Raw genomic sequence first — 19,261 nt, 5'->3', positions numbered from 1 at the left:
TAGATTGAGACTTTTCGCCGTGAGGAAAGCATCAGAAACGCATTAGTTTCTGGTGCTCGGTAGATTTGAGACGAAAGGCTCAAATCTAAGGTATGGAATCCCAAAGGGAGTCGCTACCGTCCGTCCTCACCTAAGGAAAGTCTCTATAAAAGAATGAATATTTACTTAAAACCAGCAAGCTTCGTTTGTTGGTTTTGATTTTACTGGTGGCATGATATAATATACTAAGAATAGAGAAAGAGGCATACTATGAACGAAATCAAGTGTCCCAACTGTGGGGAAGTCTTTACAGTCAATGAAAGTCAATACAGCGAACTCTTGTCACAGGTACGGACAGCAGAGTTTGACAAGGAAATTCATGAGCGAATTCGGCAAGAGTTGGCTTTAGCAGAGCAAAAGGCCCTTAATGAACAGCAAGAGAAGTTAGCAAAGAAGGACCAAGAAATTGCCCAGTTACAGAACCAGATTCAACAGTTTGATACCGAAAAAGAATTGGCCAAAAAAGAGGTGGAGCAAACGGCTAGCCAAAGCCTACTAGAGAAAGAAAAAGAAGTGCAAGCGCTGGAAAATCAGTTGGCCACCTTGCGCTTGGAGCATGAGAATCAGCTCCAAAAGACTTTATCTGCACTGGAAAAAGAGCGAGACGAGGTTAAGAATCAGCTAGCCTTGCAAGAAAAGGAAGCAGCACTCGCCCAGACTTCTCTCAAAGAGCGCTATGAGGTAGAGCTGCGGCAGAAAGACGAGACCATAGAGTTCTACAAGGATTTCAAAGCTAAGCAGTCTACTAAGATGATTGGCGAGAGTTTGGAACAGCACTGCGAGTATGAGTTTAACAAGAATCGTATGGCTATGTTTCCACGAGCTGAGTTTGGCAAGGACAATGATGCCAGAACCGGCAGCAAGGGTGACTACATTTACCGTGAGGTGGATGAAAATGGTGTAGAAATCCTCTCTATCATGTTTGAGATGAAAAATGAAGGCGATGAGACAGCGACCAAGAAGAAAAACGAGCATTTCTTCAAAGAGCTGGATAAGGACCGGCGTGAGAAAGGCTGCGAGTATGCTATTCTGGTGACACTTCTTGAGGCTGACAGCGAGCTCTACAATTCGGGTATTGTCGATGTGTCCTACGCCTATGAGAAGATGTATGTTATCCGGCCTCAGTTCTTCTTGCCCATGATTACCCTCTTGCGCAATGCTGCGCTTAACTCGCTCCAGTACAAGCAGGAATTAGCGCTTGTTCGTGAACAAAATATCGACATCACCCACTTTGAAGAAGACTTGGATGCCTTTAAAGTAGCTTTTGCCAAGAACTATCAGTCTGCTTCGACAAACTTTGGCAAGGCCATCGAAGAGATTGACAAGGCCATCCGTCGGATGGAAGAAATCAAGAAGTTCCTGACGACCTCTGAAAACCAGCTGCGCTTAGCAAATAACAAACTGGACGACGTCTCTGTCAAAAAACTGACACGGAAAAATCCAACCATGAAGGCTAAGTTTGATGCTCTGAAAGGAGAATAGGAGGATCCTATGCAGATACGAAAAGCAACCATGAAAGATGCTGAAGCCCTACTGTCTCTATACGAAGACTTGGGCTATCCAACGACCGCTTCTAAGCTGTCTCAACGTTTAGAAATGATTCTTTCTCAACCACATTATGGCTGTCTTCTAGCTGAAAGAAACGGAGAAATTTTAGGTTTCTTAGGTTATGCAAAGCTCTTCTTTTTTGAAGCAGATGGATCTTACTATCGTATTTTGGCTTTGTCAGTTGCAAAAGAAACAAGACGACAAGGAATTGCTAGTAGGCTAATCGATGAATTGAAAAAACAAGCGGTAAAAGAAGGAGCTGAGGCACTGGCTTTAAATAGTGGATTAACCGCTGAACGAAATGCTGCACATCAGTTTTATCAGGCGGTTGGATTTGAAAAAGTGACTGCAGGCTTTGCCTTGCATTTAAAAACTCAACCTAAATAAATCATGGAAAAATAGTAGAGGGAACGAAGTAATGTCTTCAACAAAAGGGAAAACCTTATATTTTAACAATAAGAGCATGGATTATGTGACCTTTGGTAAAGGAAAGAAGTCTCTTGTTATTATACCAGGCTTGGGGGATGGGCTTCAGACCGTTAAAGGAAAGGCCCAGCTCTTTTCCCTCTCTTATCGTCTACTTGCTAAGCACTATAAAATCTATGTTTTTTCTCGAATCAATGAGCTGAGACAGGGCTATACGACACGGGATATGGCAGCAGATGTAGCAGAAGCAATGGAGACACTAAACCTAGATACCGCCTATATCATAGGGATTTCACAAGGTGGAATGATTGCCCAATGGTTGGTGGCGGATTTCCCTGAAAAGGTTCAAAAGCTCATTCTAGCTGTGACAACAGCGAAGCCTAGTCAACTTGCTAGAGAGCGAATTGAGCATTGGCAAAAGCTTAGTCAATCTGGAAATTTTAAGCATCTCATGCTGGATATTGCAAAGCATTCCTATACGCAAAAGAGCTATCAAAAGTGGCGGTTGCTTTATAATATCATGGGTCGCTTGGGACGAATGAAAGATGAGAAACGAATTGCCATTCAGTCTCAGTCTTGCCTGGAACATAATAGCCTTGTGGTCTTAAAAGAAATTCAATGTCCGACTTTGGTTCTTGGTGCTCTTGAAGATGATGTGATCGGTGTGGACGGATCTAAGGAACTGGCAAAAGCGATTTCGGGTTGTCAGCTCCTTATTCTAAAGCATTCTGGGCATGCTCTGTATGAAGAAAATAAAGCATTTCAAGAGGCTGTCTGTGGATTCGTAAACTAAAAAAAGCTGGAATATTTTCCAGCTTTTTATGTTAGTTAAATCGCAAAGAGATCGTTTAGGTTTTCTGCCATGGTTGGGTGGGTAAAGATTTGTTTTGCGATGTAAGTATAAGGGATCTTGTTGTCCATAGCCATGGTGATCAGGTTGATAAGTTCGCCTGCAGCTTCTCCAAAGAGAGTTGCTCCAAGGATTTCTTTGGTTTCTGGGTTGACCACGGCTTTGAAGGCACCTCGAAGATCTGCATTAACATGTCCACGAGGCATGGCAGCAACTGGCAATTCTTTAACAGCGACTGGGAGCCCTTTGTCGCGTGCTTCTTGCTCGGTCAAGCCGACTTGGGCAAGTGGAGGAGCAATGAAGAGTGTTGTTGCATAATTGTTACGAGTTTCTAGATTGTAGCTACCATCGCCTGTAAGGTAGTTGAAGACGATGCGGAAGTCATCGAGTGACATGTAGGTGAATTGAGGGCCACCATTGACATCTCCAACTGCAAAGACGCCATGGACGCTAGTTTCCAAATGGCTGTTAACTTGAATCGCTCCACGATCAGTGACTTGGATGTCTGTGTTTTCAAGACCAAGTCCAACTGTGTTTGGTTTACGTCCTGTTGCGTAGAGAAGGATATCAAACTCGAAGTCTCCCTTATCTGTGACAACCGTTAAGCTGTTTTGGTCATCTTTGATTTCTTGGGTATGAACGCCTTGCAAGAATTGAATACCGTCTTCTTCAAGGTAGCCTTTTGCAAGAGCTGCGATGCTTGGCTCGATCCGTGGCAAGAACGTGTCCGCAGCATCCAATACTGTTACTTGGCTACCTAAGGTATTGTAGAGGTGGGCGAATTCCAATCCGATAGGTCCACCACCAAGGACGCCCAGGCGTTTAGGTAGGTTTTCCAAACGTTGAATACCGGTTGAATCTACAGCAAATTTACTTTCAGCTAATCCTGGGATTGGAAGGATAGTTGGCACCGCACCAGTATTAATAATAATGGTTTCAGCTGTCAATTCTTCCTTTTCATCCCCAGCTTGAATTTCGATGACCTTGTTGGAGACGAAACGAGCCGTCGCATCGATAATGTCTACACCAGTTCCAGCAATGGTTGCGTAGTTTTTGCCGTTGAGACGAGTCGTCACCGCATTTTTTTCGCTCATGGCTTGCTCAAAATCCAAGCCTTTTTCTGCTGCAACAATCAAGGTCTTGGTTGGAATACAAGCGATATTGATACAAGTACCACCGTACATCGACTTGCTCTTTTCAATCAGAGCAACTTTTTTTCCTTGGCTTGATAATTTCGCTGCAAGTGTTTTACCAGCTTTACCAAATCCAATAACAATAACATCATACATTAACATATGTTACACCTTCTTTCGCTTTCTATTGTATCAAACCCATTTTAAAAAGTCTGAAATCTGCTACGGTTTTTTTGGAAGCTCATGGGAAGTGGGAAAGAGGGACAAGAAGTCTCGTTTTTTGCTGTAAAAAATTAAAAAAAGAGCCAAAAGAACGCAAGCCACACAAAGCAAAGCGGTTCAAGTAAGGCTCTGGTAGGTTGGGGCGAAAGCACCTTAGACCTACCATGATTATATCATATCGATCAAAGAAATGAAATATTTACCAAAAGCCATTACCCGGCTACGGTCCGGAAAGAAGCGATTTGAAGATTTAAGTATAGAAACAGTAAGTAAGGTTCAAATTGGCTAGATAAAAAATAAAAAGGTTGTTTATACAGCCTTTTCTATTTTCTGTTATAACGGCAATCGAATGACTACGTTTTTATTCGTTTGAGCATTATCTGACAGTACCTAAAATATAGTAAAATCAACTATCCGCACTTAATTGGTAACTAATAGAATGTATTTAATTTTCATGGTATAATAAAGGGTCGGTGACTAGGGTGATCACACATGAGCTAGAAAGAGCAAATCAGATAGACGGAATTATCAATGTAAAAAAAGAAGCAGGGATGACTTCACATGATGTGGTCTTTAAACCGCGAAAAATCCTAGGAACCAAGAAGATCGGTCATGGGGGAACGCTGGATCCTGATGTGGTGGGAGTGCTTCCGATTGCAGTTGGAAAAGCGTTCCAGATGGTCGAATTTATGCAAGATGAAGGCAAAATCTATGAAGGAGAAACCACTTTGGGCTTTTCTACCACGACGGGGGATGCAAGTGGGGCTTAAAAGGAGACTTTCAATCTGCCATGGAAAATATGTCCAAATATAATTTGAAAAAAATGGGGGCAGATTAAGAGATTATACATTTTTAATATCAAGCTTTGAGCTATTAAAAGTTTCCATTTTACCGATTGGGAGTGTTGTTCGAGTGAGAGAAGGTGTGGAGCCTGTCATGATTGTTAATCATTGTCCAGATACTAAAAAGCAGAGGCAAAAATGAAACTAGGACCATTTGGATTGAACTTATCAATAGGGGGGTAAAACATGGAAATACAATTAAAATTACGTGGAAACTCAGAAGGATTTATCCTTGAGTCAAAATTACCTGATGATGAACTTTGGACTGAAAGGATTGAAATCGTTCAAGAAGAGGCAGGTTATCGTCTATATGCAACAGATGTAGAAATTCTTGTCTTGAAAGAATCAGAATATATTTCTAAAAGAAAAAGAATAGTCGCAAGAGGGTTAAATAAGGATTTGATTTATTATGAAGAAAAAAGATTTGAACATTTATGGGAACAAGCATACTGGCATGGAGTTTTTCAATTTAATTTAAATAACTATGAAATGACGTGTGTAGGTTCAGGTAGTAAAGGAGATATTTCACCTGTCACAAAAGATGGCATTCCGATTGCCGTTTATGCTGCAAGTAATATTGCAATTGCTGGAAAGAGAAATTTTTCTCTCTATACTGAAAATATTGACGAAATTGACAATTTACTGATGTTTTACGTAATTGATTATATTAGGGGATATGACTTTTTAGATATTGATTCTTTATCTGCAAGATATCGTTTCTTTTATCAATTCACTAATCGCTCAGCTCTAACGAAGGAACATTTAGATATGCTTCCAGAGGCTAGAAAACCTTCTAAGTTAGAGGCGTTTATCATTTATTTTTTATCAGCCTTCTTTGTTGTGGGTATCAGTTTGGTATCATTACGCCCTTTATTCTCATTTTTAGTAGCAATACTGATACATTTTATTTATACTATCATAAAGAATTGGAGAGATAGAGGTGAATAGTAGATTACTTACCTATTGATTTATTATTGAGACTATATTAAAAGAAATCTTAAAAAAGTGCCAATAGCTTGATCAAAGGCATGAGAGAATGGTTTAAATGATACTGGAACGAGTTAATATAACTTTATTGACCACAACTGAAGAGAGGAAAATAGAAAGCAAGACATGAACGGTATTATCAACTTAAAAAAAGAAGCAGGGATGACCTCGCATGATGTGGTCTTTAAACTGCGAAAAATCCTAGGTACCAAGAAGATTGGCCATGGGGGAACGCTGGATCCGGATGTGGTGGGAGTGCTTCCGATTGCAGTTGGCAAGGCGACCCGAATGGTCGAATTTATGCAAGATGAAGGCAAGGTCTACGAGGGAGAAATCACTCTGGGATTTTCTACTACGACGGAGGATGCCGGTGGTGAAGTTGTAGAGCTGACCCCTGTGGAAGCACCTTTAGATGCAACAGAGGTGGACCGCATGATTGCCCAGATGGTGGGAGAAATGGAGCAGATACCGCCTATATACTCAGCGGTCAAGGTCAATGGACGTAAGCTCTATGAATATGCGCGGGCAGGAGAAGAAGTGGAACGGCCTGTCCGACAGGTGACGATTTATGAATTCACGCGCATCGGTGAGATTGGCTACGAGGAAGGACTAGCCCGTTTTCGCTTCAGGGTCAAATGTAGCAAGGGGACCTATATCCGGACCTTGTCGGTGGAATTGGGTCAAAAGTTGGGTTACGCCGCCCATATGTCTCATCTGACCCGAACCAGTGCTGCCGGTTTGACACTGGATGATGCCCTGACCCTGGAAGAGGTTGCTGAAAAAGTAGGGCAAGGAGATTTGAGCTTCCTTCATCCACTTGAGATTGGCACCGGGGATCTGGAAAAAGTAGAGCTGACAGCCCAAGAGGTCGGTGAAGTCCAAGTAGGACGCTTTATTCCGGTTGAGAGCGAAGCCAGAGAGTTGGCTGCTTTTTACCAAGGGAAATTGGTAGCCATTTTGGAAAAAAGGGAAGAACTTTACAAACCTCGCAAGGTTTTTCTGACAGAAAGTGTGTTACAATAAATTTATGAACATTTGTTATGTAACTAGTGAAAAAGAAATAAAAGCTCAAGCAGATACCGTTCTTGTCTTGGGCTATTTTGACGGTCTCCATCGAGGGCATCAGGAGCTCTTTCGGACAGCTCGCACCATTGCCGATGAGCAAGGACTTCGAGTAGCTGTTTTGACCTTTCCAGAATCTCCAAAGCTGGCTTTTGCCCGTTACCAACCAGAACTACTCCTCCACCTCCAAAACCCAGAGGAGCGCTTTAAACGAATGGAAGAACTGGGAGTCGATGATCTATATCTTATCGATTTTACCAGTGATTTTGCGGCTCATACGGCCCAAGAATTCGTTGCGGCCTACCTAACTGCACTTCGGGCGCGTGTCTTAGTGGCAGGCTTTGATTATAGCTTTGGTAGCGATAAGAAAGTTGCTAGTGATCTAGAAACCTATTTTAAGGGTCAAGTCATCGTCGTTCCACCTGTCCTAGACCAGGACGAAAAAATCAGCTCAACCCGTATTCGGCAGGCCATTGCATCAGGCCAGGTCAAAGAAGCAGCTGATCTTTTAGGCCATCCCTTATCCAGTCGTGGCATTGTAGTCCATGGGGATGCACGGGGTCGCACCATTGGTTTTCCAACAGCTAATCTGGCACCGATCGATCGCACCCATCTCCCCCAAGATGGTGTTTATGTCGTCGAAGTAGAAGTGCTAGGTCAACGTCACCGGGGGATGGCCTCTGTAGGGAAAAACTCGACCTTTGATGGGACGGAACTTCGCTTTGAAGCCAATATCTTTGATTTTTCAAAAGATATTTATGGACATACGATTCGGATTTTTTGGTTAGACAAGATTCGAGAAATGGTCAAATTTGACAGTGTAGAAGCCCTCGTCAAGCAACTGCATCAGGACGAGATCCTGGCTCGTCAATGGACCAGATAATTTTTGTTAGAAATTCTCCCTTAAGGGGAGAATTTTCTTTGTCTAAATTAAAAAATCACTATGCAAGCACGGAATAATTTTGTATAATAGAGTCAGCTAAGTGTGTCCAAAAAAAGAAGAGAAGAACATGATTACATTATTTTTGTCTCCGAGTTGTACATCCTGTCGAAAGGCCCGGGCTTGGTTAGAAAAACATGAGGTTCCTTTTAAGGAACACAATATTATGACGAGTCCTTTAACAACTGAGGAGTTGCGTAATATTTTAGCTCTAACTGAGAACGGTACAGACGATATTATTTCAACTCGTTCTAAAATTTTTCAGAAGTTAAATGTTGATGTAGAGGATTTATCGATTTCTGCTTTGATCAAGTTGATTGAGGAAAATCCTAGTCTTTTGCGTCGCCCAATTATTCTAGACAAGAAACGGATGCAAATTGGTTTTAATGAGGATGAAATCCGTGCATTTCTCCCTCGAGGATATCGTAAGGAAGAGTTAAGGTCTGCTACATTAAGAGCGGAGATCCATTAATATGAATAAGAATTATAGTTACCCACTCGATTTATCGTGGAGCACTGAAGAGCTTGCTTCGGTGCTTTCTTTTTTTAATCAGGTTGAACAAGCCTATGAACAAAAGGCAGATGCCCGCATCTACCTAGAAGCCTATAAGGCTTTTAAGAAAGTTGTCCCAAGTATTGGCGAAGAAAAGCGTCTGGGCAAAGAATTTGAAGAGGTCAGTGGCTACTCACTTTATCGCGCAACCAAAGTTGCGAAAGAAAAAGGGGAAGGATGGTTTTCGATTGATCAATAAATTAGAATTTGCTAAGACCATTGTCAAAGAAGCAGGAAGCTATCTTAGAGAGCACCTGCATGACCAGCTAGCAATTACAGTCAAAACAAATCCGACGGATTTGGTGACTCAAATGGACCAAGAAGTGCAAGCAACCCTGGTTGGCAAGATTTTAGAAGCCTATCCAGAAGACCACATTTTTGCGGAAGAGGATGATCTTCGTGCACCTATTCGTTCCGGTAAGGTCTGGGTGATTGATCCCATTGATGGGACCAATAATTTTGTGACCCAAAAAGAAGACTTTGCTGTTATGGTCGCCTATTTTGAAGAAGGGATTGGCCAGTTTGGCTTGATTTATGATGTCATGCGGGATCATCTCTTTTTTGGTGGAAAGGATTTTGGAGTCTTTTGCAATGAGCAAGAACTGCAACCCTTTCAAAATCGTCCCCTTAGTGATTTATTAGTGGCTTCCAATGTTGGCATGCTTAAATCCAACGCTTGGGGCATGGCGGATCTGGGGGCAGAATGCTTAGGAATTCGGGTTTATGGGAGTGCTGGTATCAGCTTTACCAAGATTTTATCCGGTGGTATTTTAGGCTACTTCAGCTATATCTGGCCATGGGACTATGCAGCAGCAGCCATCATGGGCGAGTGCCTAGGTTACTCTGTTTTGACTCTAGAAGGAAAAGAACCCAACTATGAGACCTTGGACCCCATCATGATGGTGCCAACTTGTAAATTAGATGAGATTCAACCCTTTTTGAAGAAAGGAACACACGCATGACCTTTCCTCAAGGATTTAAAGAAAAATATGATCAACTACTAGGAGAGGAGGCTGAGGCCTTCTTTCAAACCTTTGACGAGTCGGCCGTATCTGCCTATCGAACTAATCCGTTAAAGGCGGAGCAAATCAGTGGCGATGACCCTATTCCAGGCATGCCTTGGAGTTACTATGGCAAGGTGTCGGGAAAATCGATTCCCCATGTCACTGGACTGGTCTATTCGCAAGAACCGGCTGCCCAAATGGTAGCCCAAGTAGCCCATCCAAAACCAGGTATGAAGGTCTTGGATCTTGCGGCAGCACCGGGTGGCAAGACAACCCACTTGCTCTCTTATTTAGACAATCAAGGACTCCTTGTTTCCAATGAAATCCACAAGGGCCGCTCCAAGATTCTGGTCGAGAATGTCGAACGCTTTGGAGCCCGTAATGTCGTGGTGACCAATGAATCAGCCAATCGCTTGGCTAAGGTTTTCCCAGCCTATTTTGATTTGATTGTTTTGGACGCACCATGCTCTGGTGAAGGAATGTTTCGAAAGCAACCAGATGCTATGGACTATTGGCATCCTGATTATCCAGCTCAATGTGCTGGTCTCCAGAGAGAAATCTTAACAGATGCCCTCAAGATGCTGGCACCAGGGGGGCAGCTGGTTTATTCGACTTGTACCTGGGCACCAGAAGAAAACGAAGAAATTGTCTCTTGGCTCTTAGACGAATATGAGCTGGAATTGCTACCGATTGAAAAAATCAATGGCATGGTAGAAGGGATCGGACATCCTGAAACAGCTCGGATGTACCCTCATCGTTTCAAAGGGGAAGGGCAATTTGTAGCTAAATTCCTTTATCAGGGAGAGCCTGAAGTCAAGAAGATCAAGGAAGGCCGTTCCAATCTAACGGCTGAGCAGAAAAAGTTGTGGCAAGCTTTTGCCAAGGATTGCCTGGCCATTGACCTAGAAGGCCTCTACCAATGTTTTGGAGATCAGCTTTATCTCTTGCCGGTTGGACTTCCTGATTTGAAAAAGGTCAAGATTGCTCGCAATGGCTTGCACCTTGGAACTTTCAAGAAAAATCGCTTTGAACCTAGCTTTGCTTTGGGCCTAGCTCTGAAGCCAGATCAAGTGAAGAAAGCGGTCAGCTTATCAGATCAAGACTTCATCAAGTACGTAGCTGGGGAGACCATTCAACTGGATCAGGCCTCTACCAATGGATGGTATCAAGTCTTAGCTGGAGGCAATGGTTTAGGCTTTGCTAAAGTAACGGGACGGACCTTGAAAAATTTCTTTCCAAAAGGCTTGAGATTTAGATAAATTATTAGGAAATGCGGTCTTTCTATGTTATAGTGGAAATAGAGTGATTCTTGCTAGAATACTAGAAGATGACCAAGTGTTTAGAGATAAGATTTAAACGATATTTGATTATGATTCAAGGAGACTTACATTGAATAAATGCAAAAAGCTAGTTCTTGGGCTAGCAACAGTAGCACTTGCAGCTTCTCTATCTGCCTGTGCATCTTGGATTGACCGTGGAGAAGCGATTACAGCTGTTGGTTCGACAGCTCTACAACCGTTAGTTGAAGGGGTAGTGGATCGTTATATAGAAGAACATCCCGGTAAGATTGTCAATGTCCAAGGGGGGGGATCTGGTACAGGTCTGTCTCAGGTCCAATCAGGAGCTGTCGACATTGGAAATAGTGACCTCTTTGCAGAGGAAAAAGATGGCATCGATGCTTCTAGCTTGGTAGACCATCAAGTGGCAGTAGCGGGAACAGCTATTATTGCCAATAAGAATATTTCTGTAGACGATTTGACAACCGAACAATTGCGTAAGATTTTTACTGGTGAATATACTAACTGGAAGCAATTGGGTGGTGAAGACCTGGAAATTACCATTGTGAACCGGGCTGTAGGATCTGGTAGCCGTGCTGTGTTTGATGCCATCATCATGAATGGGAAAGATCCAAAACAGGCTCAGGAGCAAGATTCCAATGGAATGGTGAAAAACATTGTTTCCCAGACTCCAGGTGCCATTTCTTATCTGGCCTTTACCTACGTGGATGATAGTGTTAAAACTATGAAGTTAAATGGCTATGAACCAACTAAGGAAAACGTGGTGAACAATAACTGGCCAATCTGGTCTTACGAACATATGTATACCAAGGGTGAGCCAAGTAAATTGGCTAAGAAATTCTTGGATTACATGATGACTGATGAAGTCCAGCAGGAAATCGTTGGTAAGATGGGCTATATCCCAATCAATGATATGAAAGTCAGCCGTGATCTTGACGGTAACATTACGAAGAAATAAGAAGAATTAGGTAAAACATGAACGAAGTAGCAAAAAAAATGCTCGCAAAGTCCAATAATTCTCGGTTGGAAAAATTTGGTAAAACCATTACTTTCTGCTGTATGAGTTTGATTGTCTTTGTTGTAGCTTTGATTTTGATTTTTGTAGCCCAAAAGGGATTATCGACCTTCTTTGTCAACAAGGTCAATGTCTTTAGTTTCCTTTTCGGATCCACATGGAATCCATCAGGGAAAGAATTTGGGGCTTTGCCAATGATCTTGGGTTCCTTCATTGTAACCCTTTTGTCTGCCTTGGTAGCGACACCATTTGCCATCGGTGCGGCAGTCTTTATGACAGAAGTTTCTCCTAAGGGAGCTCGTCTCTTGCAACCAGCCATTGAATTGTTGGTAGGAATTCCTTCTGTTGTATACGGATTTATTGGTTTGCAAGTGGTGGTTCCATTTGTTCGTTCCATCTTTGGTGGGACAGGATTTGGGATCTTGTCAGGGGTCTTTGTTCTCTTTGTCATGATTCTTCCAACTGTGACCTTTATGACAACAGACAGCTTACGGGCAGTGCCTCGTCACTATCGGGAAGCGAGTATGGCTATGGGAGCGACTCGTTGGCAAACGATTTGGCATGTCACTTTAAAGGCGGCTCGCTCAGGTATTTTTACAGCAGTTGTCTTTGGAATGGCCCGTGCCTTCGGTGAAGCCTTGGCTATTCAGATGGTGGTCGGAAACTCAGCGGTTGTTCCAAATTCTTTAACAACCCCAGCTTCCACCTTGACCTCTATCTTGACCATGGGTATCGGAAATACGGTTATGGGAACAGTTAACAACAACGTTCTCTGGTCACTTGCCCTGGTGCTCTTGCTGATGAGTTTGGCATTCAACAGCGTTATCAAATTGATCACGAAAGAAAGAGGTAAGAAGAACTATGCACGCTAAAAAAATGGATAAGATAGCGACAGGGGTTCTCTATGCAATTGCTGGAATTATTGTCACTATTCTTGCTTCTTTGATTCTCTATATCCTGGTTAGAGGGTTGCCACATGTGTCTTGGACCTTCTTGACTAGTAAATCCTCTTCTTACCAAGCAGGGGGAGGAATTGGGATTCAGCTCTATAATTCCTTCTTCCTCTTAGTCATTACCTTGATTATTTCCTTCCCACTTTCATTAGGGGCAGGGATCTACTTGTCAGAGTATGCCAAGAAGGGCCCATTGACCAATTTGGTTCGGACCTGTATTGAGATCTTGTCTTCTCTCCCATCGGTCGTAGTTGGTCTCTTTGGTTACTTGGTCTTTGTAGTGCAGTTCCAATATGGCTTCTCGATTATTTCTGGGGCCTTGGCCTTGACGGTCTTTAACCTGCCTCAGATGACACGAAACATTGAAGATAGTTTGCAAAATGTCCACCATACACAAAGGGAAGCCGGCCTTGCGCTTGGAATTTCTCGTTGGGAAACCGTGATTCACGTGGTGGTACCTGAAGCCTTGCCAAGTATTATTACGGGTGTCGTACTAGCTTCTGGGCGGATCTTTGGGGAAGCAGCGGCCTTGATTTATACTGCTGGTCAGTCTGCCCCAGCCTTGGATTGGAGCAACTGGAACCTCTTTAGTGTCACCAGTCCGATCTCTATTTTCCGTCAAGCAGAAACCCTAGCGGTCCACATTTGGAAGGTCAATAGTGAAGGAACCATTCCAGATGCGATTGAAGTATCCGCTGGATCGGCTGCAGTCTTGTTGATCTTCATTTTGATTTTTAACTTTGGAGCGCGTAAGCTCGGTACTTACCTCCATAAGAAATTAACCTCAGCATAAAAGGAGAAGAAATGTCAAAGTACAATTGGGATGAGAAACATATCATTACTTTTCCTGAAGAAAAAGTGGTCCTTTCGACCAAAGACTTGCATGTCTACTATGGTTCAAATGAATCCATCAAAGGCGTGGATATGCAATTTGAGAAGAATAAAATTACAGCTTTGATCGGTCCTTCTGGATCTGGGAAATCTACCTATCTTAGAAGTTTGAACCGGATGAACGATACCATTGATATTGCGCGTGTGACTGGGGAGATCTGGTACGAAGGGATTGACGTTAACCGTCCAGATATCAATGTCTATGAAATGAGAAAGCATATCGGAATGGTCTTCCAACGACCAAATCCCTTTGCCAAGTCTATCTACCGCAATATCACCTTCCCCCACGAGCGGGCAGGTGTCAAAGACAAGAAGGTCTTGGACGAAATCGTCGAAAAATCTTTGAAGCAAGCAGCCCTCTGGGATCAGGTCAAGGATGACTTGCACAAGTCTGCTTTGACGCTTTCAGGTGGTCAACAGCAACGCCTTTGTATTGCCCGGGCTATCTCCGTTAAACCAGAGATTTTGCTCATGGATGAGCCAGCTTCAGCCTTGGATCCTATCGCGACTGCTCAGTTGGAAGAAACCATGCTAGAGTTGAAGAAGGACTATACTATTATCATCGTGACCCACAGCATGCAACAGGCAGCTCGTGCTAGCGATTATACAGGATTCTTCTATCTAGGTGATTTGATCGAGTATGATAAAACAGCCAACATTTTCCAAAATGCAAAACTGCAATCAACCAACGATTATGTATCTGGTCACTTTGGATAGGATTTGGCAACATTGAAATAACATAAGGATGAAAACATGACAGAACCAATTTTGCAAGTCAAGGACTTGTCGGTTTATTACAATAAGAAAAAGGCACTGAATAGTGTGTCACTGGATTTCACCCCTAAAGAAATCACGGCTTTAATCGGCCCGTCTGGATCTGGGAAGTCTACCCTGCTCAAAGCCATCAACCGGATGGGAGATTTGAACCATGAGGTGACAACAACAGGAACAGTCATTTACAATGGTCACAATATCTATAGTCCTCGGACGGATACAGTAGAACTTCGTAAGGAAATCGGGATGGTCTTCCAACAGCCCAACCCCTTCCCTATGTCTATCTATGACAATGTCACATACGGACTCATGATCAATGGGGTCAAGGACAAGCAAGTCTTGGATGAAGCAGTCGAAACCTCTTTGAAAAATGCTTCTATTTGGGATGAGGTCAAGGATCGTCTCCATGATTCAGCGATTGGTCTTTCAGGGGGACAGCAACAACGGGTTTGTGTGGCGCGTGTATTGGCAACCAGTCCTAAGATTATCCTCTTGGATGAGCCAACATCAGCTTTGGATCCGATTTCTGCTGGAAAGATTGAAGAAACGCTTTATGGATTGAAGGATCGTTATACCATGCTCTTGGTGACGCGCTCTATGCAACAAGCTAGTCGGATCTCGGATAGGACGGCCTTTTTCTTGGATGGGGACCTCATCGAGTATGATGACACCTCAAAAATCTTCTTGAACCCTGCTCGTAAGGAAACAGAAGATTATGTATCAGGGAAGTTTGGATAAGAAAGGGAAAGTAAATGTTACGTGTACAATTTGAAGAAGATTTAGAAAAGCTTCATAACCAGTTTTATGCCATGGGAAATGAAGTCTTGACCCAGATCAACCGCACGGTTCGAGCTTTTGTCACTCATGATCGTGATCTGGCACGTCAGGTGATTGAAGATGATGCGGAGATTAATGAGTATGAAGTGAAGTTGGAGCGCAAATCCTTTGAGATGATTGCCCTTCAACAACCGGTTTCTCAGGATCTTCGGATGGTGATGACTGTCTTAAAAGCTGTATCTGACGTGGAGCGTATGGGAGACCATGCGGTATCTATCGCCCGTGCAACCATCCGTATGAAGGGAGAACTTCGTAGTAAGGTTGTAGAAGAAGAAATCAGCAAAATGGGTCGAGAAGTCAAAGACTTTGTTGAAGCAACCTTGGAGCTCTACTTAAAAGGGGATGTTGAAACGGCCTATGAAGTAGCAACTCGCGATGAAAAAATTAATGAGTACTATGATCGTATTCAAGAGTTAGCAACGGAAGAAATCAAGCATAATCCTGACTTGATCATTACTGGACGTGATTACTTCCAAGTCATCAACTACTTGGAGCGTATTGGTGATTACGCTAAAAATATCTGTGAGTGGGTTGTCTACTTCGAAACTGGAAAAATTGTGGAATTATAAGAAAAGTAAGTCTGAGGTCATGATCTCAGACTTTTGTCTTTTTGTAGGTCTGGTTTTGCCCCCTCTTACCTTACAGTTAGTAGGATTTATGTTAGAATAGAAGATGAGAAAAAATGAAGAAGGAGTTACTCATGCAAGCAGTTGCACATTTTATTGATACATTTGTACCTGAGCACTACGATCTATTCTTAGATTTGAACCGCTCTAGTAAAACTTTCTCAGGGAAAGTGATCATTAGCGGAGAAGCAAAAGAGACTCGCATCTCTCTTCACCAAAAGGATTTGATCATCGAAACTGTACAAGTAGACGGGCAGGACTGTGCCTTTACAGTCAATGATGAGGAAGAGGCTGTCTTTATCGAAGTTCCTGCTACTGGAAAAGTAAACCTTACCCTCACTTATGCAGGTAAGATTACAGACAATATGACAGGAATTTATCCTTCTTACTACACAGTAGATGGTGTAAAGAAGGAAGTAATCTCTACTCAGTTTGAGAGCCACTTTGCACGTGAAGCCTTCCCAAGTGTGGATGAGCCAGAAGCCAAAGCGACCTTTGATTTGGCTGTGAAATTTGACCAAGAAGAGGGAGAAATCGTTCTTTCTAACATGCCTGAAATCGATGTGGAAAACCGTAAAGAAACAGGGATTTGGAAGTTTGATACGACTCCACGTATGTCTTCTTATCTCTTGGCCTTTGCGGCTGGAGACCTTCAAGGAGTGACAGCTAAGACCAAGAATGGAACCCTAGTCGGTGTCTACTCTACCAAAGCTCACCCATTAGAAAACTTGGACTTCTCATTGGATATTGCCGTACGTGCTATTGAATTTTATGAAGACTACTATGGCGTGAAGTATCCAATCCCTCAATCTCTTCATATCGCCCTTCCAGACTTTTCTTCAGGTGCGATGGAAAACTGGGGCTTGGTAACCTACCGTGAAGTCTACCTTCTTGTTGATGAGAATTCGACTGCCCAAAGCCGTCAAACAGTAGCTTTAGTGGTGGCTCACGAGTTGGCTCACCAATGGTTCGGAAACCTCGTGACCATGAAATGGTGGGATGACCTCTGGTTGAATGAAAGCTTCGCCAATATGATGGAATATGTCAGCTTGGATGCCATCGAACCAAGCTGGAATATCTTTGAAGACTTCCAAACAACTGGTGTGCCTGCTGCCTTGAAACGCGATGCTACAGATGGTGTTCAATCGGTCCATGTGGAAGTCAAACACCCAGACGAGATCAACACCCTCTTTGACCCAGCCATCGTTTACGCTAAGGGGAGCCGTCTCATGCACATGCTTCGCCGTTGGTTAGGCGATGATGCCTTCCGTAAAGGGTTGAAGATTTACTTTGAAAAACACCAATACGGAAATACCATCGGTCGTGACCTTTGGGATGCTCTTGGGCAAGCTTCAGGTCGTGATGTCGCAGCCTTTATGGATTCTTGGTTGGAGCAACCAGGATACCCTGTTGTCTCAGCTGTTGTAGAGAACGATACCTTGATCATCCGTCAAGAGCAGTTCTTCATCGGAGAAAGAGAAGAAAAAGGCCGTAAGTGGGTTGTTCCATTGAATAGCAACTGGACAGGTATTCCAGATACCTTGGAAACTGAAGTCTTAGAAATTCCAAACTACAGTGCCTTGAAAGCAGCTAACAGCGGAGCTCTTCGCTTCAATACAGAAAATACAGCTCACTATATCAGTGACTACCGTGGGGAATTGTTAGAAGACATCCTTGCTGACCTTGCTAACTTAGATAGCACTTCGAAACTACAAGTGGTTCAAGAACGCCGTCTCTTAGCAGAAAGTGGTCAAATATCTTATGCAAGCCTCTTGCCAGTGATTGAACATTTGACAGAAGAAAGTTCCTACTTGGTTGTTTCAGCTGTTTCGAGTGTCTTAGCTGGAATCAGTCTCTTTGTGGATGAAGGAACTGAAACAGAAGTGGCCTTCCATGAGTTGTTGAAACGCTTGAACCGTTACAATTTTGAACGCTTGGGACTGGAAGCTAAGCCTGGTGAATCAGAAGAAGACGAAAAAGTTCGTCAGCTAATGATTGCTAATATGATCAAGGCCAATGATGAAGCTGCAAAAGCACAAGCGAGCGCTATCTTCGAAGCGCACGCAGCTGATCTAGAAAAACTTGCAGCTGCCATTCGCTTGCAAATCTTGGTCAACCAAATCAAACACCAGGAAACCAAGGAACTTAGCCAACAATACCTGGATACCTATGTGAAGACAGTTGATGGAAACTTTAAACGCCAGTTGGCGGCTGCACTTTCTTATACCAAGGATAAGGAAACTTTGGAAGCTCTATTGAAAGAGTGGAAGAACAAGGATGTGGTGAAACCTCAGGACTTGGCTATGAGCTGGTACTTCAATTTCTTGCACCATGACTTTACCCAAGGTAGAACCTGGACTTGGGCGCGTGAAAACTGGGATTGGATCAAGAAAGCACTTGGTGGTGATATGAGCTTTGATAAGTTTGTCATCTACCCAGCTAACTGTTTCAAGACCCGTGAACGCTTGAATGAATACAAGGCCTTCTTTGAGCCTCAATTGGATGATATGGCGATCAGCCGTAATATCAAGATGGGAATCAAAGAAATCGCGGCTCGTATTGATCTCATCGAGCGGGAGAAAGCAGCTGTTGAAGCAGCCCTTCTAGCAACGAAATAAAGAAAAAAGCTCCTAGAGAGGAACCTGCAGGTTTGTAGGCCTCTCTAAGAGTTTTTATTTTGCTTTTTTGAAATATGGGAGATGTTTGAGATTGCGATAGAGAATAACTGCGAAAACCGTTGTCAAAGTCATCTTAATCAAATCTGGTAATACAAAAGGTAGGACGACCAGTTTTACGGTGAGATCCAAACTCTGGTGGGTAATGAGCATAAAACCTAAGGCCCCCCCAATAAAGAGAACGACTTCCCCTAAGGCGTTAGCAAGGAAGATGCGAATGGGTTGTCCCTTTTGGCCAGCGAAGATAGAAGTCACCAAAGCTCGAAGAGGGAAGAAGAAAAGGAATCCAGCAGTGGGACCGTAGAAGGCGCTGATGCCTCCGTGACCACCTGAAAAGACGGGAAGGCCAATAGCACCTAAGAGAAGGTAAATGAGAACAGAAAGAGTGGCTTCTGTAGGGCGATAGATGCTAGCAATCAAGCCGATTGCTAAAGTTTGAAGCGTGATTGGAATGGGGCCAAGGGGGATTTGAAATGGAGATAAGACAGCAATCAGTGCTGCTCCAAGGGCAATTAATGTCATTGATTCTATTTTTTTCAAAACAGTAAACCTCGCTTTATTTTTATGGTAACTATTCTACAAAAAA

At 43.1% G+C, this 19,261-nt stretch carries 20 protein-coding genes and 1 pseudogene; 19 read left to right on the top strand and 2 right to left on the bottom strand.

The window, feature by feature from the left end; translation table 11 throughout:
• The first annotated feature begins 249 nt into the window (after positions 1-249).
• From LXO72_RS04470 to LXO72_RS04460, 3 genes are read left to right on the top strand one after another with little or no spacing between them, the layout of a single operon-like run.
• On the top strand, positions 250-1,521 hold the full coding sequence (locus tag LXO72_RS04470; RefSeq protein ID WP_195214048.1) for a DUF2130 domain-containing protein: 1,272 nt from the start codon (positions 250-252) through the stop codon (positions 1,519-1,521).
• Between the two features lie 9 nt (positions 1,522-1,530).
• On the top strand, positions 1,531-1,974 hold the full coding sequence (locus LXO72_RS04465; protein ID WP_195214047.1) for a GNAT family N-acetyltransferase: 444 nt from the start codon (positions 1,531-1,533) through the stop codon (positions 1,972-1,974).
• 31 nt (positions 1,975-2,005) lie between these two features.
• On the top strand, positions 2,006-2,806 hold the full coding sequence (locus tag LXO72_RS04460) for an alpha/beta fold hydrolase (protein ID WP_195214046.1): 801 nt from the start codon (positions 2,006-2,008) through the stop codon (positions 2,804-2,806).
• Between the two features lie 35 nt (positions 2,807-2,841).
• Here the strand turns inward: LXO72_RS04460 and LXO72_RS04455 are convergent, their stop codons facing one another.
• Positions 2,842-4,158 carry an FAD-containing oxidoreductase gene (locus tag LXO72_RS04455; RefSeq protein WP_195214045.1) on the bottom strand — a complete coding sequence of 439 codons (1,317 nt, stop codon included), beginning with the start codon at positions 4,156-4,158 and terminating at the stop codon, positions 2,842-2,844.
• Between the two features lie 575 nt (positions 4,159-4,733).
• Here LXO72_RS04455 and truB (LXO72_RS04450) point away from each other — a divergent pair.
• From truB (LXO72_RS04450) to LXO72_RS04380, 16 genes and pseudogenes are all read left to right on the top strand, one after another.
• Positions 4,734-4,982: pseudogene (gene truB / locus LXO72_RS04450) on the top strand (tRNA pseudouridine(55) synthase TruB); the annotation flags it as partial.
• Between the two features lie 148 nt (positions 4,983-5,130).
• Entirely contained in the window at positions 5,131-5,202 is a 72-nt protein-coding gene (locus LXO72_RS10225; protein WP_414286247.1) for a hypothetical protein, read from the top strand.
• 44 nt (positions 5,203-5,246) lie between these two features.
• Positions 5,247-6,008, top strand: coding sequence for a hypothetical protein (locus LXO72_RS04445; protein ID WP_195214044.1), 762 nt, complete (start codon positions 5,247-5,249; stop codon positions 6,006-6,008).
• Between the two features lie 165 nt (positions 6,009-6,173).
• The gene (truB, locus tag LXO72_RS04440) at positions 6,174-7,070 is read left to right on the top strand and encodes a tRNA pseudouridine(55) synthase TruB (protein ID WP_195214043.1); all 897 of its coding nucleotides are present in this window, start codon (positions 6,174-6,176) and stop codon (positions 7,068-7,070) included.
• A gap of 4 nt (positions 7,071-7,074) precedes the next feature.
• Positions 7,075-7,992 (top strand): bifunctional riboflavin kinase/FAD synthetase, encoded by a 918-nt coding sequence (locus LXO72_RS04435; protein WP_195214042.1) that lies wholly within the window; start codon positions 7,075-7,077, stop codon positions 7,990-7,992.
• Between the two features lie 127 nt (positions 7,993-8,119).
• Positions 8,120-8,521, top strand: a complete 402-nt coding sequence (locus LXO72_RS04430) for a Spx/MgsR family RNA polymerase-binding regulatory protein (RefSeq protein WP_040803090.1) — start codon at positions 8,120-8,122, stop codon at positions 8,519-8,521.
• A gap of 1 nt (position 8,522) precedes the next feature.
• Positions 8,523-8,801, top strand: a complete 279-nt coding sequence (locus LXO72_RS04425) for a UPF0223 family protein (RefSeq protein ID WP_023026658.1) — start codon at positions 8,523-8,525, stop codon at positions 8,799-8,801.
• Entirely contained in the window at positions 8,791-9,564 is a 774-nt protein-coding gene (locus tag LXO72_RS04420) for an inositol monophosphatase family protein (RefSeq protein ID WP_233331655.1), read from the top strand. Before LXO72_RS04425 ends, LXO72_RS04420 begins: the two co-directional genes overlap by 11 nt.
• On the top strand, positions 9,561-10,865 hold the full coding sequence (locus LXO72_RS04415; RefSeq protein ID WP_195214040.1) for an RsmF rRNA methyltransferase first C-terminal domain-containing protein: 1,305 nt from the start codon (positions 9,561-9,563) through the stop codon (positions 10,863-10,865). The genes LXO72_RS04420 and LXO72_RS04415 overlap by 4 nt, the downstream gene beginning before the upstream one ends.
• A gap of 130 nt (positions 10,866-10,995) precedes the next feature.
• The gene (locus LXO72_RS04410; protein WP_129268864.1) at positions 10,996-11,862 is read left to right on the top strand and encodes a phosphate ABC transporter substrate-binding protein PstS family protein; all 867 of its coding nucleotides are present in this window, start codon (positions 10,996-10,998) and stop codon (positions 11,860-11,862) included.
• Positions 11,863-11,879: 17 nt separating this feature from the next.
• Positions 11,880-12,791 carry a phosphate ABC transporter permease subunit PstC gene (pstC, locus tag LXO72_RS04405; RefSeq protein ID WP_048717261.1) on the top strand — a complete coding sequence of 304 codons (912 nt, stop codon included), beginning with the start codon at positions 11,880-11,882 and terminating at the stop codon, positions 12,789-12,791.
• Complete coding sequence (gene pstA / locus LXO72_RS04400) at positions 12,781-13,665, top strand: phosphate ABC transporter permease PstA (protein ID WP_233331654.1); 885 nt, start codon at positions 12,781-12,783, stop codon at positions 13,663-13,665. The genes pstC and pstA overlap by 11 nt, the downstream gene beginning before the upstream one ends.
• An 11-nt stretch (positions 13,666-13,676) precedes the next feature.
• Entirely contained in the window at positions 13,677-14,480 is an 804-nt protein-coding gene (gene pstB / locus LXO72_RS04395; protein WP_048689960.1) for a phosphate ABC transporter ATP-binding protein PstB, read from the top strand.
• 36 nt (positions 14,481-14,516) lie between these two features.
• Positions 14,517-15,275: a phosphate ABC transporter ATP-binding protein PstB gene (pstB, locus tag LXO72_RS04390; RefSeq protein WP_048717263.1), complete on the top strand. Its 759-nt coding sequence runs from the start codon at positions 14,517-14,519 to the stop codon at positions 15,273-15,275.
• Positions 15,276-15,289: 14 nt separating this feature from the next.
• The gene (phoU, locus tag LXO72_RS04385) at positions 15,290-15,943 is read left to right on the top strand and encodes a phosphate signaling complex protein PhoU (RefSeq protein WP_006596567.1); all 654 of its coding nucleotides are present in this window, start codon (positions 15,290-15,292) and stop codon (positions 15,941-15,943) included.
• A gap of 131 nt (positions 15,944-16,074) precedes the next feature.
• Complete coding sequence (locus LXO72_RS04380) at positions 16,075-18,618, top strand: M1 family metallopeptidase (RefSeq protein ID WP_195324104.1); 2,544 nt, start codon at positions 16,075-16,077, stop codon at positions 18,616-18,618.
• A 54-nt stretch (positions 18,619-18,672) separates the two neighbouring features.
• On the opposite strand, the gene LXO72_RS04375 is transcribed toward LXO72_RS04380, so the two are convergent.
• Complete coding sequence (locus LXO72_RS04375; RefSeq protein ID WP_195324103.1) at positions 18,673-19,215, bottom strand: biotin transporter BioY; 543 nt, start codon at positions 19,213-19,215, stop codon at positions 18,673-18,675.
• Positions 19,216-19,261: the final 46 nt, after the last annotated feature.

It is taken from the genome of Streptococcus sp. XMC (assembly GCF_021341835.1).
GTDB lineage: Bacteria > Bacillota > Bacilli > Lactobacillales > Streptococcaceae > Streptococcus.
The sequence above is the reverse complement of the archived record's forward strand: the minus strand, read 5'-3'. Positions and strand labels throughout refer to the sequence as shown.

Coding starts and splice junctions, on each gene's coding strand:
- LXO72_RS04415 (WP_195214040.1), top strand. CDS start 9,561: ATGACCTTTCCTCAAGGATTTAAAGAAAAATATGATCAACTACTAGGA.
- LXO72_RS04425 (WP_023026658.1), top strand. CDS start 8,523: ATGAATAAGAATTATAGTTACCCACTCGATTTATCGTGGAGCACTGAA.
- LXO72_RS04465 (WP_195214047.1), top strand. CDS start 1,531: ATGCAGATACGAAAAGCAACCATGAAAGATGCTGAAGCCCTACTGTCT.
- LXO72_RS04460 (WP_195214046.1), top strand. CDS start 2,006: ATGTCTTCAACAAAAGGGAAAACCTTATATTTTAACAATAAGAGCATG.
- pstB (WP_048689960.1), top strand. CDS start 13,677: ATGTCAAAGTACAATTGGGATGAGAAACATATCATTACTTTTCCTGAA.
- LXO72_RS04445 (WP_195214044.1), top strand. CDS start 5,247: ATGGAAATACAATTAAAATTACGTGGAAACTCAGAAGGATTTATCCTT.
- LXO72_RS04455 (WP_195214045.1), bottom strand. CDS start 4,158: ATGTTAATGTATGATGTTATTGTTATTGGATTTGGTAAAGCTGGTAAA.
- LXO72_RS04470 (WP_195214048.1), top strand. CDS start 250: ATGAACGAAATCAAGTGTCCCAACTGTGGGGAAGTCTTTACAGTCAAT.
- pstA (WP_233331654.1), top strand. CDS start 12,781: ATGCACGCTAAAAAAATGGATAAGATAGCGACAGGGGTTCTCTATGCA.
- pstB (WP_048717263.1), top strand. CDS start 14,517: ATGACAGAACCAATTTTGCAAGTCAAGGACTTGTCGGTTTATTACAAT.
- pstC (WP_048717261.1), top strand. CDS start 11,880: ATGAACGAAGTAGCAAAAAAAATGCTCGCAAAGTCCAATAATTCTCGG.
- LXO72_RS04430 (WP_040803090.1), top strand. CDS start 8,120: ATGATTACATTATTTTTGTCTCCGAGTTGTACATCCTGTCGAAAGGCC.
- phoU (WP_006596567.1), top strand. CDS start 15,290: ATGTTACGTGTACAATTTGAAGAAGATTTAGAAAAGCTTCATAACCAG.
- truB (WP_195214043.1), top strand. CDS start 6,174: ATGAACGGTATTATCAACTTAAAAAAAGAAGCAGGGATGACCTCGCAT.
- LXO72_RS04380 (WP_195324104.1), top strand. CDS start 16,075: ATGCAAGCAGTTGCACATTTTATTGATACATTTGTACCTGAGCACTAC.
- LXO72_RS04435 (WP_195214042.1), top strand. CDS start 7,075: ATGAACATTTGTTATGTAACTAGTGAAAAAGAAATAAAAGCTCAAGCA.